The sequence below is a fragment of the Paraburkholderia sp. GV068 genome, assembly GCF_003058125.1.
Taxonomy (GTDB): domain Bacteria; phylum Pseudomonadota; class Gammaproteobacteria; order Burkholderiales; family Burkholderiaceae; genus Paraburkholderia; species Paraburkholderia graminis.
Genome location: NZ_QBUB01000015.1, coordinates 69,014 through 84,146, shown reverse-complemented (window position 1 = coordinate 84,146; position 15,133 = coordinate 69,014). Strand labels below are relative to the sequence as shown.

General features: G+C 62.3%; 15 protein-coding genes. 8 read left to right on the top strand and 7 right to left on the bottom strand.

What is annotated here, in order from left to right; genetic code table 11:
• The first annotated feature begins 31 nt into the window (after positions 1 to 31).
• The 5 genes from C8K18_RS26325 to C8K18_RS26305 all read left to right on the top strand — a co-directional run bounded on the left by C8K18_RS26325 (position 32) and on the right by C8K18_RS26305 (position 5,567).
• Entirely contained in the window at positions 32 to 904 is an 873-nt protein-coding gene (locus C8K18_RS26325; RefSeq protein ID WP_006052322.1) for a MerR family transcriptional regulator, read from the top strand.
• 172 nt (positions 905 to 1,076) lie between these two features.
• Positions 1,077 to 2,684, top strand: a complete 1,608-nt coding sequence (locus C8K18_RS26320; RefSeq protein ID WP_107710374.1) for an NAD(P)/FAD-dependent oxidoreductase — start codon at positions 1,077 to 1,079, stop codon at positions 2,682 to 2,684.
• 51 nt (positions 2,685 to 2,735) lie between these two features.
• Positions 2,736 to 3,644 carry an SDR family oxidoreductase gene (locus tag C8K18_RS26315; RefSeq protein ID WP_107710376.1) on the top strand — a complete coding sequence of 303 codons (909 nt, stop codon included), beginning with the start codon at positions 2,736 to 2,738 and terminating at the stop codon, positions 3,642 to 3,644.
• Positions 3,645 to 3,720: 76 nt separating this feature from the next.
• The gene (locus C8K18_RS26310) at positions 3,721 to 4,602 is read left to right on the top strand and encodes a metal-dependent hydrolase (RefSeq protein WP_029968668.1); all 882 of its coding nucleotides are present in this window, start codon (positions 3,721 to 3,723) and stop codon (positions 4,600 to 4,602) included.
• The gene (locus tag C8K18_RS26305) at positions 4,599 to 5,567 is read left to right on the top strand and encodes an alpha/beta fold hydrolase (protein ID WP_107710378.1); all 969 of its coding nucleotides are present in this window, start codon (positions 4,599 to 4,601) and stop codon (positions 5,565 to 5,567) included. The genes C8K18_RS26310 and C8K18_RS26305 overlap by 4 nt, the downstream gene beginning before the upstream one ends.
• Here the strand turns inward: C8K18_RS26305 and C8K18_RS26300 are convergent.
• Positions 5,542 to 6,096, bottom strand: a complete 555-nt coding sequence (locus C8K18_RS26300) for a putative glycolipid-binding domain-containing protein (RefSeq protein WP_107710430.1) — start codon at positions 6,094 to 6,096, stop codon at positions 5,542 to 5,544. The two genes, C8K18_RS26305 and C8K18_RS26300, sit on opposite strands and share 26 nt — an antisense overlap.
• 223 nt (positions 6,097 to 6,319) lie before the next feature.
• On the opposite strand from C8K18_RS26300, the gene C8K18_RS26295 reads away from it, so the two are divergent.
• The 3 genes from C8K18_RS26295 to C8K18_RS26285 are packed head-to-tail and all read left to right on the top strand — an operon-like array spanning position 6,320 to position 8,248.
• Positions 6,320 to 7,189 carry an urea transporter gene (locus tag C8K18_RS26295; RefSeq protein ID WP_107710379.1) on the top strand — a complete coding sequence of 290 codons (870 nt, stop codon included), beginning with the start codon at positions 6,320 to 6,322 and terminating at the stop codon, positions 7,187 to 7,189.
• A gap of 31 nt (positions 7,190 to 7,220) precedes the next feature.
• Positions 7,221 to 7,997 (top strand): class II aldolase/adducin family protein, encoded by a 777-nt coding sequence (locus tag C8K18_RS26290; protein WP_029968665.1) that lies wholly within the window; start codon positions 7,221 to 7,223, stop codon positions 7,995 to 7,997.
• Between the two features lie 59 nt (positions 7,998 to 8,056).
• A complete protein-coding gene (locus C8K18_RS26285) occupies positions 8,057 to 8,248 on the top strand; it encodes a 4-oxalocrotonate tautomerase (RefSeq protein WP_006052330.1) in 192 nt (63 codons plus the stop codon).
• A gap of 110 nt (positions 8,249 to 8,358) precedes the next feature.
• Here the strand turns inward: C8K18_RS26285 and C8K18_RS26280 are convergent, their stop codons facing one another.
• From C8K18_RS26280 to C8K18_RS26255, 6 genes are all read right to left on the bottom strand, one after another.
• A complete protein-coding gene (locus tag C8K18_RS26280) occupies positions 8,359 to 9,564 on the bottom strand; it encodes a porin (RefSeq protein ID WP_006052331.1) in 1,206 nt (401 codons plus the stop codon).
• A 78-nt stretch (positions 9,565 to 9,642) separates the two neighbouring features.
• Positions 9,643 to 10,995 carry a TRAP transporter large permease gene (locus C8K18_RS26275; protein WP_006052332.1) on the bottom strand — a complete coding sequence of 451 codons (1,353 nt, stop codon included), beginning with the start codon at positions 10,993 to 10,995 and terminating at the stop codon, positions 9,643 to 9,645.
• A 7-nt stretch (positions 10,996 to 11,002) separates the two neighbouring features.
• Positions 11,003 to 11,521: a TRAP transporter small permease gene (locus tag C8K18_RS26270; RefSeq protein ID WP_051153951.1), complete on the bottom strand. Its 519-nt coding sequence runs from the start codon at positions 11,519 to 11,521 to the stop codon at positions 11,003 to 11,005.
• A 76-nt stretch (positions 11,522 to 11,597) separates the two neighbouring features.
• Positions 11,598 to 12,590, bottom strand: a complete 993-nt coding sequence (locus C8K18_RS26265; RefSeq protein WP_006052334.1) for a TRAP transporter substrate-binding protein — start codon at positions 12,588 to 12,590, stop codon at positions 11,598 to 11,600.
• Positions 12,591 to 13,253: 663 nt separating this feature from the next.
• Positions 13,254 to 14,204, bottom strand: coding sequence for an SMP-30/gluconolactonase/LRE family protein (locus C8K18_RS26260; protein ID WP_107710382.1), 951 nt, complete (start codon positions 14,202 to 14,204; stop codon positions 13,254 to 13,256).
• Positions 14,201 to 15,043: an NAD(P)-dependent oxidoreductase gene (locus C8K18_RS26255; protein ID WP_107710384.1), complete on the bottom strand. Its 843-nt coding sequence runs from the start codon at positions 15,041 to 15,043 to the stop codon at positions 14,201 to 14,203. Before C8K18_RS26255 ends, C8K18_RS26260 begins: the two co-directional genes overlap by 4 nt.
• Between the last annotated feature and the right edge of the window lie 90 nt (positions 15,044 to 15,133).

Below are 15,133 nucleotides of genomic sequence, written 5' to 3'. Positions count from 1 at the left end.
GCCGTCCGCGCAGCGCGGTAAAATCGCGGGCATGCCAAAACCGCCTCCGTCACCCGCGCCCGACGCCCCGCAACAGCCCGCCAACATGCCCGCGAGTGCCGCGCCGCGCAACGAATACACCGTCGACGAACTCGCGCGCGTGAGCGACACGACCGTGCGCAACGTGCGCGCGTATCAGGACCGCGGGCTTCTCGCGCCGCCTGAGAAGCGCGGCCGGGTCGGCGTGTACGACGACACGCATGTGTCGCGTTTGAAGCTCATCAATCATCTGCTCGCGCGCGGCTACACGCTCGCGAACATTCAGGATCTGATCAAGGCCGTCGACGAAGGACACGATCTTCGCTCGATTCTCGGCCTCGAAACCGCGATCGGCGGACGCTGGTCGCGCGAGCATCCGCGGAAATATTCGTTGATCGAGTTGCTGCAGATGTTCGGCGACAAGGCTTCGCCGGCGGCGCTTGCCAAGGCGGTCGATCTCGGCCTGCTGGAACGCGACGGCCTCTCGTTCGTGTCGGCGAGCCCCACTGCGCTCGCAGCCGGGGCGACGCTCGCGAAAGAAGGCATTCCGCTCGCCGATCTGCTCGAGGCCGTCGGCGCCGCGCGTCCGCATTTCAGCGTGGTCGCGAAGGCGCTGGTGGATCTGGTCGTGCGTCAACTCGACCGCTACGATCCCGACGCGCTTCCGCCGCCCGCCGACGTGCCCGCGCTCGTCGACGCCATCTGGCGCGTGCGGCCGCTCGCGATGGTGCTCGTCGAAAGCGAGATGAACCGCGCGCTGGAAGAAGCGTCAGGCGATTATCTCGGCGATCGCGTCGCCGCGATCATGGCGAAGAAACTCGGCGAATCCGGCGCGAAGCCGAGCATCGCGCGCCCGACGGGCACAAAGAAAACGCGCAAACAATAAGTCAGCCGATGCGCGAGCTTTGCGCCGCAACGACCATCGCGTCATTGCGCCACCGCCGTTTCACCACTTCCTAGAGTCGGGCGTCTAGCCGCCCTCTTGCATCGTCCGTCTCCACATCCTATCGTTACATCACTCAATGTAACAGTTATGAGCGTAAAAGGGAGACGACGGGATGAACGCACGAATGCCCCACGACGCCGCGGCGGACCACGCGTCCGCGCCTGCCGAGACCGACATCGCCATTATCGGGACGGGTTTCGCGGGCCTCGGCATGGCGATCCGCTTGCGGCAATCGGGCTTGACCGATTTTCTCGTCGCCGAAAAAGCCAATTCCGTCGGCGGCACATGGCGCGACAACCACTACCCCGGCTGTGCATGCGACGTGCAATCGCACGTGTACTCCTTTTCGTTCGCGCCGAATCCTCGCTGGTCGCGCATGTTCGCGCGGCAACCGGAAATCCGCGCGTACCTGGACGACTGTGTGCGGCGCTTTGGAGTCGAGCGTCATCTGCGTTTCGGCCATGAACTGACGAGCGCCGTCTACGACGACACGCGCCGCCGCTGGCATCTGCGCTTTGCCAACGGACAGCAGTGGTCGGCGCGCGTGCTGATTTCGGCGATGGGCGGACTTTCGCGCGCGGCCATGCCGAACATTCCCGGCATCGAGACGTTCAAGGGCCGCGCGTTTCACTCGCAGCATTGGGACCACGGCTACCCGCTCGAAGGCAAACGCGTCGCCGTGATCGGCACGGGCGCGAGCGCGATCCAGTTCGTGCCGCAAATCGCGCCGCGCGTCGCGCATCTCGATCTGTTTCAGCGCACGCCGCCGTGGATCATGCCGAAGGCCGACCGCGCCGTGCGGCCCATCGAGCAGTGGCTTTTCAAACATCTGCCGTTCACGCAGAAGGTCATGCGCTCGGCGCTGTACTGCATGCTCGAATCGCGTGCGCTGGGGTTCGCGGTTCATCCGTCGCTGATGAAGACCGCGCAGAAAGTCGCCGAGCGGCATTTGCGCCGCCAGGTGCGCGACCCGCAATTACGCGCGACGCTCACGCCGGATTACACGATGGGCTGCAAGCGCATCCTCATTTCGAACGACTACTTCCCCGCCCTGTCGCGAGCAAATGTGTCGGTGACGACGAGCGCGATTGAGCGCATCGACGAAGACGCCGTCATCACGAGCGACGGCGTGCGTCATCCGGCCGACTGCCTGATCTTCGGCACCGGTTTTCAGGTCGCCGATCCGTTTGCCCGAGGCGTGGTGCGCGGACGCGGCGGCGTCGACATCGTCGATACATGGAGAGACGGCGCGCATGCGTACCTGGGTACGACATTGCCTGGCTATCCGAACTTTTTCATGATCGTGGGTCCGAACACCGGCCTCGGTCACAACTCGATGGTGTTCATGATCGAGTCGCAGGTCGAATACATTCTGCGTGCGTTGAAGGCGATGCAGAGCGAAGGCGCAGCCGCGATCGAAGTGCGTCCGCACGTGGAGCGCGCGTACAACGAACAGATTCAGCAGAAGCTCGGCCGCGCGATCTGGTCGACGGGCGGCTGCAAGAGCTGGTATCTGGACCCGAGAACCGGGAAGAACACGACCCTGTGGCCCGGCTTCGCATACAAATTCCGCAAAGCCACCAGCACGTTCAGCATGGCCGATTACTTCGCCTATTCGCCCGCGCCTAAGAGCGTCAACGTGAACGTGAGCGCACATGCCGCTGCAACGCAAAGCGCGCATGTGCAAGGCAAGGCATCGGCATCGGCGGAAGCGACCTGAAAACACGCAATAACGACAACGCACCTTCAGAGAGGACAGGAGATAAAACCAATGAAGCACTTCACCGACAAGGTCGCCGCGATCACCGGCGCGGGTTCGGGCATGGGCCGCTCGCTTGCGATTCGCCTCGCGCGCGAAGGTTGCCATCTCGCCCTCGCCGACCGCAACGCGACGAGCCTCGAGGAGACCGCTCGACTCGCACAGGCCGCAGCACCGCATATCGTGGGCGCGCCGCTTCTCATCACGACGGCCGTATTCGATGTGTCGGATCGCAACGCGATGTTCGCGTGGGCGGCGCAAACGGCTGCTGAGCATGGGCGCGTCAATCTGGTGTTCAACAACGCGGGCGTCGCGTTGTCGAGCACAATTGAAGGGATGGAGTACGCGGATCTCGAATGGATCGTCGGCATCAACTTCTGGGGTGTCGTGCACGGCACGAAGGCGTTTCTGCCTTATTTAAAGACTTCGGGCGAAGGTCACGTCGTCAATACGTCGAGCGTGTTCGGTCTCTTTTCGCAACCCGGCATGAGCGGCTACAACGCGACCAAGTTCGCGGTGCGTGGCTTCACCGAAGCGCTGCGCCAGGAACTCGACCTGATGAAATGCGGCGTGTCGGCGACGTGTGTGCATCCGGGCGGCATCCGCACCGGCATTGCGCAGTCGAGCCGCATTGCGCCGAATATGATCGGCTTCATGGTGGAAAACGAACAGCAAGGCAAGGACGACTTCGAGAAGTTCTTTATCACCACCGCCGACGAAGCCGCGCGCGTGATTCTGGACGGCGTGCGCAGGAACAAGCGGCGTGTGCTGATCGGCCGCGATGCGCGAGCCGCCGACTGGCTCGCGCGCACGCTGCCCGCCGCCTATCAGGCACTCGTCGTGCTGCAAACGCGGCGCATGAAGCGCATCGCGGAGAAACGCGCACGGCGCGCGGCGGAGCTCGCCGGCAGGCGCGCATGATGCAATGCGCCGCTCGGGAATCGCAAAGCGTCATGAGGAATCACGAGGAATCACACGCATTCAAGGAGAAAAGGCCATGATGCCCGTTCGCCGCGACTTACGCTTCAATCTTCCGCCCGAGCGTGCCTGCGATTGGCATGCACAAGGCTCGCACGTCACGCACTTCTTCAACGCCCTTTCGCTGCTGTTCCCGGCTGGCGAGCGTTTTTTCATGGACAGCGTGCGCCACTATCGCGACGACATCGACGACCCCGTGTTGAAAAAGCAGGTGCTCGGCTTTATCGGCCAGGAAGCCATGCATACGCGCGAGCATGTCGAGTACAACGACCTGTTGCAACAGGCCGGCTTGCCCGCGCATAAACTCGACAAGCGACTGTGGGCGATCCTCAACTTCGGCCGCAAGGTGCTGCCGCATTCGTATCAGTTGGCCGTCACCGTTTGCCTCGAGCATTACACGGCGATGCTTGCGGGTTTGCTGCTCGAGGACGCGACGCGCATCGACGGATCGGTTCAAGGCTACGCGCAGATGTGGACGTGGCATGCGCTCGAAGAGACCGAACACAAATCCGTTTCCTACGACGTATGGAACGCAGTGCTGAAGCCCGGCCTCGGCCGCTATCTGTTGCGCACGGGCGTCATGCTCGCCACGACGATCACGTTCTGGCTGATCGTGTTCGACTACCACGTGCGTCTGATCATCGCCGATCGAAAACGCGGCGGTCATGTGAGCGGCATGTGGCGCGTGCTCAAGTATCTTTATGGGCCACGTCATGGCGTTTTTCCGCGGATTGCCGGCGAATGGCTGAGTTTTTTCCGGCCGGGTTTTCATCCGTGGGACCACGATAATCGCGCGCAACTTGCGCGCATCGACGGCCTCGTCGCAGCAGTCGATGCCGCCAACGCAGCCGCGCCGAATACGCGCCGCTCAGCGCGTCGCGGCATGCAGGCGGCCGCGTGATACGCGACACGTTGTCGGTGGATGCCGGCGACGTGCGGCTCGCCGTCTACGTCAGCGGACCGCGAGAGGCGCCGCCCATTGTGTTCGTGCACGGCTATCCCGACTCGGCCGCGGTGTGGGAACCGGTGCGCGCGCAACTCGACGCGCGCTATCGCATCATCAGCTACGACGTGCGCGGCGCAGGCGCGTCCGGCGCACCGGCCACGCGCGGCGGCTATCGTCTCGAACAGCTTGCTGCCGATCTCGCGGCGGTCGTCGATGCGACCTGCGGTGCGCAGCCGTTTCACCTGGTCGGTCACGACTGGGGCTCGATTCAAAGCTGGGAAGCCGTCACCAGTCCGGAATTCAAAGGACGGATTGCGTCGTATACGTCCATCTCGGGGCCGTGCCTTGATCACGCGTCGGTGGACTTGCGCGGCGCGAACGCTGCTGACGAAAAACATAGGATGACAAAACAATTTCCGCGCGGTCGCATCCGGCAAATGATCAGGTCCTGGTACATCTTCTTCTTTCATCTGCCGTGGCTGCCGGAACTCGTATGGCGCCTTGGCGGCGCACGCATGTGGCCGCTGTGGCTGCGCATGACCGAGCGCGTGCGGGCACCGCGCGACCCCGCGCAACTGCGCAACGCGATTAACGGCCTCGGTCTTTACCGCGCGAATTTCATCGACAAGCTGCTGCATCCGCGCGCGCGCCACGCTCACGCGCCGGTGCAGTTCATCGTGCCGCTACGCGACCGTTATGTCGGGCCGGAATTGTCGCTCGGACAGGAAGCGTGGCTTGGTCCCTATGAGCGCATCGAGATTGACGCAGGCCATTGGGTCGTGTTGCGCGAGCCGCAAGTGGTCGCCGCGCACATCGAACGCTTCGTTGCGCGGCACCTGTATCGACCGGGCGGCTCGGGTACATCGTCGTTCAACGCGCCGCTCAACGCGCCCTTCAACGCTCGCGCGGCAGGCGACTGAATAGCGTCGGATAGTCGATCACGAGCCCGTCGTCATCCACTTTCATATTCGCCGTGAAATCGCGGAAAATGCCTTCATAGCGATACTCGCGATTCAGCTCGATACACGAATACGCCTGCTCGACTCGCGTGACCTGAAGATCCGGCGTCGAAATGTAGGCGACCTGCAAAGGCCGGCGCTCGCCTTGCGCGAGTTGCAGCCGGCGAATCGGCAACGTGTTGGTAAACGGCGTGGCTGCGATGTCGATGTCGACGCATCCTTCGATCGCGCTCAGCACAAGGCCGTGACCATCGCGCCAATGGCCCTCGCCGTCGCCGTGCAACTCCAGTTCTCCCGCGCCGACAATCTTCAGCCAAGCATGACGCGTGCGCCATTGCACATCGCAACGCACTGTGTAGTGCAGCCCATAGCTCTTGCCGTAGCGCTGGCCGACGACAACGCTTTCTACTTCGAAGCCGTCGTCGCGCGCGTCGAACGTCAGATGTTCGATACCGTCGCCCTCTTGCGATGCCCACCGAAGTTCACGCATTGGATCGCCTCCTCGCGATGAAAACCGCGGCACGTGCCGCGTTTCGTATCGTAGCGCGAACGTCTTACTTTCGCCGATGCGCGAATCGCCGCATGATGCGAAGCGTTGCAAATAGCGACTATCAACGCGCCCGCATGCACGCAGCGGCAGCACTGCCCTATGCTCGCGTTTCACCTGTGTCCGCGACGTCGCCGCGATTCCAACGCTCATCGATCCACAACTCATGCACGCCGCCGCGACCGAAGCACACTCCGCAGCACTACGCACGCTGCTGCGCAGTCTTGGCCAGATCGTGCTGCAAGCGAACGCTTTTACGGGCGCATGTCTGCTGGCCGCCTGGCTGCTCTGGGACCCGCGTCTCGCGTGCGCGGCGCTGACCGGCGCGGTCGCGGCCAACGTGAGCGCGGTGCTGGCCGGCTATTCCGACGACGACCTGCACGCAGGACTCTACGGTTTCAACGGCGCGTTGGCCGGACTCGCCGCGTTCAGTTTCATCGCCGACAACGCGACCGCTGCCGCCGTCGCGATTTTCGCCGCAACAGGCACGGCCTGGCTGCTCGCACCGTGGTCGCGATGGCTGCGCTTACGTAGCCTCTGCTATTTCTCGAGCCCGTGTTTGATCGTCACCTGGCTTTGGCTGCCGATGACCGCAAGCGCGCCGTCATCGTCGACGCTCGCAACGGCGCACACGCACGCCGACCTCGCCAGCGGCCTGCTCGCTGGTCTCGCGCAAACCGCGTTCGCTGGCGGCGCATCGGCCGGCGTGTTAGTGCTGATCGGCATCGCCGCGGCATCTCCGCGTCACGCGCTCTGCGTGCTGACGGGCGCGGCTCTCGCGAGCGCCGAACATCTGCTGCTGGGCGCGACGGCAAGCTCGTTTAACGCGGGCCTGCTAGGATTCAACGGCGCGCTCACCGCATTGGCGCTGACCGAATGCGGGCTTGTATGGATGCTCGGCGGCGTGACGCTCGCGGCGCTGCTGCAAGCGGGCGCTGCGTGCGTTGGCTTGCCCGTGCTGACCGCGCCGTTCGTCGCCGCAACGTGGGGCGTGCAATGGCTGAAGCAGCGTCGCGCGCTAATGCTCTACTCGTAGGCACTCCGTTACGCACCATCAGGAGAAACATATGTCGTTCGCTCATGTACCGAAGGGCCGCGTCGCGCAATCCGGGCCACGCTCCGAAGCGGAGCAGCAGACTCGCGTCGACCTCGCCGCCGCTTACCGGCTCGTCGCGCTCAACGGCTGGGACGATCTCATCTACACGCACATCTCCGCGAGCGTGCCGAACGAGCCGGGCCACTTCCTGATCAATCCGTTCGGCCTCGCATTCGATGAAGTGCGTGCGTCGAATCTCGTGAAGATCGACGTCGACGGCAATATCGTCGGTGCAAGCGAATACACGGTGAACGTGACGGGCTTCGCGATTCATGCGGCCGTGCATGCCGCGCGCGCCGACGCTTTCTGCGTGATGCATCTGCACAATACGGCCGGCGTGGCCGTCTCCGCGCAGCCTGCGGGACTGCTGCCCGCGTCGCAACACGCGCTGCGTTTTTATCGCCAGCTTGCGTATCACGACTATGAAGGCCTGGCATTCACACCCGCTGAGAGCGAGCGCCTCGTCGAGCATCTCGCGGACAAGCCGGCCATGCTGCTGCGCAATCACGGCACGCTGACGGTCGGCCGCACGGTCGCCGAAGCGTACGTGCTGATGGCGACGTTGCTCAAGGCTTGCGAGATCCAGTTGCAGGCGCAGGCATGCGGCGCGCCGCTCGTCGTGCCCGACGATGCAATCGCCACTCGCACGGCCGAGCAGCTCTACGATGGCGGCGCAATCGAAGGAATACTTGAATGGCCCGCGCTGCTGCGCAAGCTCGACCGGCTCGATCCGAGCTATCGTGATTAGCGCTTAACGGGTACGCGGCGCAGTACGCCGATCGCTTTATCAACGGAGCCATATACATCATGCCCACGTTTCATATCGAACTGTTTGAAGGCCGCTCACTCGAGCAGAAGCGCCAATTCGTCGAAGCAATCACGAAAGCGACATGCGAGTCGCTCGGCGTCGAACCGAATTCGGTGGACATTATTCTCACCGACGTGAAGCGCGAAAATTGGGCGACGGGAGGACGCTTGTGGTCCGACAGCGAGAGTTGAATTGAACCGCTGCGCGCGCGGTGCGCGCAGCGGTTTTATTGCTCAGCGACGCATGAACAAAATGCGCCGCTGTGGCGGCGTAACAACACGCCGCCGCTACTCCAGAGCCATTAGAAGCGGTGGATGATGCCCACGCCGCCTGCAACCTGGCTGCGCGACGAAGACGGCGCGCTGTTCTGACCGTCGCCGATATCGGCCGTCGCGTTGATGATGCTCACGCCGTTGTTGCCGATCGTCTTGCCGTTCGCACGTTGATACGCTTCCACCGCATACAGACCCGTACGCTTGGAGAGGCTGTAGTACTGCGACAGGTTGAACTGGTGATAGCTGGCTGCGCTCGAAATGCCATTCGATTCCGTCGCACGCGTGTAGCTATAGCCGGCTGCCAAGTCGAGTGCGCCGATCGGCTTGAAGTGCACCACTGCGCCACCCGTGTTGAACGTCGCCTGATGACGGAAACCCGAGTTCACACCCGGAATGTATTGCACGTTCGAGTACGAGAACGACACGTCCCATTGCGAGCTGAACGCGTAGCCGCCGGTAACCGCGAAGCGCTGCTGAGCCTGCGCCGTGCGATAGCCGTTCGTGATGCCGGACAGACCCGGGCCGCTCGTCGCACCGTTATTCGACGTAGTCGACTCGGGGCCCCACAGACCACCGCCAGGTGTCGAGTTGTTGATGCGCTGGAAGCCCGCTGCGATACCGAACGGACCGTTCAGGTACTGCACCGCGGCGCTCCACGTCGAGCCGGCGTTGAAGCTGCCCGGCACGCCGCCCAACGAGTACGAACCGCTCACCGTCACACCGTACATCTTCGGCGACGTGTACACGAGGGAGTTATTCGCGCGATAGATCGTATCCAGCGAATCGAGATCGCCCGGGTGTGCGCCGTAAGCGCCCGTCAGCCACGTAGTCGGGCTATACGGCGACAGCAGCGTGTAGTACGACGTGTACTGACGGCCAGCCGTCAGCGTACCGTACGTGGGGTTCGTCACGCCGATCCAGGCCTGGCGGCTGAAGCCGAGGCCGTTCACGCTCTGCGCGCCGGTTGCGCTGTTAAAGCCCTGCTCCAACTGGAAAATGGCCTTCGTGCCGCCGCCAAGATCCTCGCTACCCTTCAGGCCGAAGCGGCTACCCGCCCAGATGCCGTTGTTCATCTTCACAACCGAGCGGCCGCCCGAATTCGAGCCGAGCGCAGCCGAGCTGCTTTGGTAGCCGATCCCTGTATCGACGATACCGTACAACGTCACGCTGCTCTGAGCGTGTGCGCCAAGGGCGAACAGGCCAAGGGCGGAGGTTGCTAGTGCCTTTTTCATTTATGCTCCTCTTTAAAAAATTGTTCTTGACTACCGGTCATTGTCTGAACCGCGCAACCGGTGAATCGGGATGTCCGGTCAGAAAACCGGGTGTCCATTAATCAGGCTCGGCAACCACGTGGAGAACATCGGGACGTACGTCACAATGTTAATGGCGCTGAAGATAGCGAGGTAATAAGGCCACGCCACCTTGGTAGTTTCCCCAATCGACACATTCCCAATCGCGCAGCCGATGAACTGCACTGAGCCGATCGGCGGATGCACGAGACCCAATGCGCAATTCAGCAGGATCATGATGCCGAACTGCACGGGGCCGACGCCGCTATGCATTGCCATCGGCAGGAACAGCGGCGTGGTGATCAGAATGTGCGCCGCCATATCGACAAACGTGCCGAGGAAGATCTGGATGATGTTGATGTACAGCAGCATCAACCAGGGAATGCTCGTTGCGCCGTCGAGCATGTGCTCGATTGCATCGGGGATCTCCAGATAAGCCATCTGGTAGCGCAGCATGTTCGATACGCCAATCAGAAGCAGCACGACGCCCGTCGTTTTCGCGGCTTTCGACAAGGCGAAAGAGAGCTTCTTCAGCGTCATCGTGCGATACACGACGACTGTCAGCACAAGCGAATAAGCGACTGCAATAGCGGCGGCTTCCGTCGCCGTAGCAATACCCTTTGCCACGCAGACCAGAATGATCGCGATGACCATCAGGCCCGGCAATGCGCCGAGGAACGTGCGCGCGACCGCGAGCCAGCCGGGGAAACGCTGCAGTCCGGTGGAACCGTCGGGACGGCGCGGATAGCCGTAGCGCACGGCTTGCCAGTACGCGGCGATCAGCACGAAGCCCATCACCCACAACACCGGCAAGAGACCCGAGAACAGCAGATCGCCGATCGACACGCCGCTCATCGGCACACCGTTCAGCGTTCCTGTAATGCCCTGCGCGGCGAACGCGTAGATGATCATGTTCGTCGACGTCGGCATCAGCGCGCCCGCCAGCGACGAATGCGTCGTGACGTTGACGGCGTATGCGGCGCTGTAGCCTTCGCGCTTCATCAACGGAATGATGACGCCGCCCATTGCCGATGTGTCCGCCGTGGGCGAACCCGAGACGCCGCCGAACAACGTGCACGCGACCACATTGGCCATGCCGAGGCCGCCGCGGAAATGACCGACGGTGGCTTGCGCAAAACGCAGGATGCGATCGGCAATCCCGCCGTGGAGCATCAGCTCGCCGGAGAAGATGAAGAACGGTACGGCGAGGAATGAAAACGCATTCATCCCCGAGACCATCGACTGCATGGCGGTGGCCGCGGGCAGTCCCTCGTACAGATACGTCAGCACGCACGAGAGTCCCAGCGCGAACGAAACAGGAACGCCGAGTACCAGAAAAACGATGAAACTGATAGAAAGGAGGGCAAGTTCCATGATTGTTCTATTTGTGTTTCTTTGCGAAAAGCGCGAGCAGGTTCTCGATTGAGAACGACGCGATGCAGACGCTGGCAATAACCGGGATCAGATAACGAAGCGCTTCCGGCAAACCCAGAATTGGAATGTGGTCATGCCGCGTGGTCTCCGCCATCTCCAGAGAGCCGAAGAAGATCGCCACGGCAAGCGCGATCAGGCACAAGTGCTGGAACACGTGCGCGATCAGTTGGCCTTTCACCGGCAGGCTCTTCACGAGCGAATCGAGCCCGATATGGCCGCCTTCGCGAACTTTGAGCGCGGCGCCGAACATCGCGATCACGATTACGAGCAATAGCGCGATGGGTTCGACGAAATCGGGCGCGTCGCTAAATACATAGCGCATCACGACGCCATAGATCACCAGCAGACTCAGCGCGGCAAGGCTGACGGAGGCGATGACGGTTAGCGTGCGAAAGAGAAAATCGTTTGGGCGTTTCATGAATCTCTTGATCCCATTCTTGCCTGCCGACATCAGCGGCGACGGCATTCAGCATGCGGCATGCAGCGGGAAAGTCCGCAGCTTCCTGCAAGACTTTCCCGCTGCGTAAAACACCATGCGACTCTTACTTGATTGCCTGGATTTCGTCGACGAGCTGCTTCATTTGCGGGGTCTTTTCATACTTCGCCCACACCGGCTGCATCACCTTGACGAATGCCGCGCGATCGATCTGCGACGGTGCGACGATCTGCGCGCCGCCCTTCGTCACGGTCTTGCTCGCGTCGCTTTCGCGTGCTGTCCAGAGCTTCTGGTAGTACGGCACGGAATCGGCCGCGGCCTTCTTGATGATTTCCTGTTCTTGCGGCGAGAGCGTGTCCCAGATCTTCTTCGAGAAGACGAGAACTTCCGGCGTCATCGAGTGCTGCGTTTCCGAATAGACCGGCGCGACTTCGAAGTGCTTGGTCTCTTCGTACGACGGCAGATTGTTTTCCGCTGCATCGACGAGACCCGTCTTCAGGCCCGTATAGACTTCGGCGAACGGCATCGGCGTCGGCGTGCCGCCCATTGCCCTGATTTCGTCGACCATCAGATCGGACGGTTGCACGCGCACTTTCAGGCCCTTCATGTCGGCGGGCGTGCGAATCGGCTTCTTCGTGTAGATGGAGCGCGCGCCGCTTTCATAGAAAGTCAGTGCGATCATGCCCTTCGCTTTGAACGCGTCGAGAATCTTCTGGCCTTCCGGGCCGTACATCACCTTGCGGAAATGGTCGATGTCACGGAACAGGAACGGCAGCGACGGGATCATCGATTCAGGAACGATCTCGTTGAATGCCGCGCCGTTCGCGCGCGCCATGTCGAGCGCGCCGATGCGCACCTGATCGATCGTATCGTTCTCCGAACCAAGTGCGCTGTTGCCGAATACCTTCACCGAGTCCTTGCCGTCGGTTGCCTTCTTGATCTGCTCGCCCATGTACTTGACGGCCATGTTGGTCGGGTACGTGTCGCCATGCACGTCCGACACGCGGAACACGCGCGCCTGCGCCGACATGGCGCCGAAGGCCAGCACGGAGGCGGCGACAATCAACGAAACACGGGAAGAGGCAAACTTCTTATTCATCGTGACATTCCTCAAAATTAGACATCCAATCGATGCAAAGAGCCGCTTGCAACAGCCGCTCGCGGACAGCCGGTAGCGAACTGCCGTAACGACGGCCAGTCTCGGATGTGACATGGTTTTGCTGCGTCTCCCGGCGCGGCGCCCGCGGTCTCCTGCGGTGGCGAACGCCCTGCCGTGCTGTCCGTGCAACGTCCCCGGCACAAAGATCAGCACTCCTGTCAGACAACTCGACTTCTTTTACTTCTGCTGCGTCGGCATGCCTGGGCGTGAACCATCGCGCACGCCAAAGCCGCCACGTACCGTGCAATGCGCTGCTATCTCGAAAAGTACAGAAAGCAATCTGTTTGCGCTTATACGTTGTACGACGACATACGAAGTCTATAAAACGCAGTTTGAGTTGTACAGACGGTATTTACCCGAGGAAACGGGCATCAGGTAGAGATGACCTGGATGCGCTGTCAGCATGGACAAGCGCGGCAGCGGCGGGATTGGGGATCCACGCGAGCGGAGAATGCCGGAACGCCGATTTTTCGTAAAACGATGACGCAAATCGTCGTATCGACGCCACAATGTTGTATGACGAGTGATGAATTAACGAGCGTGAAACAATAAGCGCCGGTCGCGTTGCCCGCGCCGGCGCTCTTTCCGACTGCTCTCTTTCGCTTACAGATCGCCGGCGAATTCCGGCTCGGGCAAGCCGGTGACCCCCGGACGCACCGCGAACAGATGCCCGTCGTGTTCGGTCGCGCCGGCCGCCGGGCGAATCGACGTGACGAAGAGCGTGTCGAGATCGCGGCCACCGAACGCGCACATCGCGGGTTTGATCGCGGGCACCGCAATCTGCCGGTCGAGCTTGCCTTGCGGCGTGAAGCGCAGCAGCGCGCCCGCGTCGTTCGCGCAGATCCAGTAGCAGCCGTCCGCATCCACCGCCGCGCCGTCGGGCCGCCCCACATAGTGGTTCAGGTCCGCGAACACGCGGCGGTTGCGCGGCTCGCCCGTTTCGACGTCGTAGTCGAAAGCCCATATCTGTCTGCGCAGCGGGTGCGAGTCCGACAGATACATCGTGCTGCCATCGGGCGACCAGCCGAGGCCATTCTGCGTAATGAGTCCGTCCACGATCGGCGCCGACAACACGCCGCCCGCGTCGAATCGGTACAGCGCGCCGGCCGGGTTGGCCGCCGCCATATCCTGCACCATCGTGCCGGCCCAGAAACGGCCTTGCCGGTCGCAGCGGCCGTCGTTGAAACGCATGTCGCCGAACGGGAAGACCGGCGCGGCGAGCTTGCGTCCGCTGACTTTCACGGGCTCGGCTTGCGTCGCAAGAGGCGCCGAAGCGTCGCTCAGCGTGACCGCGAAAAGACCGGTCTCACAGCCCGCGAGCACGTTGCCGCGACGATCGAACGCGATGCACGCGACCTTCTCCGGCAACAGCCATTCAGACCGCTCGCCGCTTTCGAGTCGCAAGCGCACGATTTTTTGCGCCGGAATATCGACCCAGTAAAGCGCCTGTTCGGCCGCGCGCCATACCGGACTCTCGCCCACGGCAGCCGGCGCCGGCCCCGCCGCTTCGACGCGTTCGACGCGTTCGACGCGAGGATTGCCCGCCGCGCTCATCGCTTCGGCTCCATTGGCCCGGCCAGCACGAAGGGACCGCCTTGGAAGCGCTGCGTGGGATCGTCCAGATCGGCGGTCGGCGCGGTGACTGGAAACAGATGCTCGAACTGCACGGAACTGTCCTGCGGACGAAAACCGAGAAACGCCGCTTTGGTGTTATCGACCCACTTGGTGCGGTTATCCGACACGCCGTACACGATCGCGTGCCCGACGCGATTCGTGAACAGCGAACAGCGCACGAGTTCGATGAAGTCGCGATAGCTCAGATACGTGACGAGCATGCGCGGGTTCTTCGGCTGCTCGAACGACGAGCCGATCCGCAGACACACCGTCTCGAGCCCGAAGCGGTCGAAGTAATAGCGCGACAGCGATTCGCCGAAGCATTTCGTCACGCCATACAGGCTGTCGGGGCGCAACGGCGCATCCGTATCAAGCACTTCCGTCACAGGATGAAAACCGACCGCGTGATTCGAGCTTGCGTAGACGATGCGCTTCACGCCCTGCTTCTGCGCGGCCGAATACAGGTTGTAGAGACCGCGAATGTTCGCTTCGAGCAGATCCGCGAACGGCGCTTCGACGGAGATGCCGCCGAGGTGAATCACCGCATCCACGCCTTCGAGCAGCGCGAGGACCGCGGCTTCGTCGGCGAGGTCGACGATCGACGCTTCTTCGTGCGCAGCCAGCTCGCCGAGCGGCGCGATGTCGGTCACGCGCACCACGTCGGCCCACGCGGCCAGCGCGCCGCGCAATTGCTTGCCGAGATTGCCTGCCGCGCCGGTGAGCAGCAGGCGTCGAAACGGTTTTTTCGAGGATGGGTGGTCGGAATTCGAATCAGTCATGTCTTTTCGTTTGAGCCGTCTATGAGGCGAATGAAGCGAATAAGGCAAATGAAGCTAACGAAGCAGTGAAGCCACCACGTAAAACGAGCC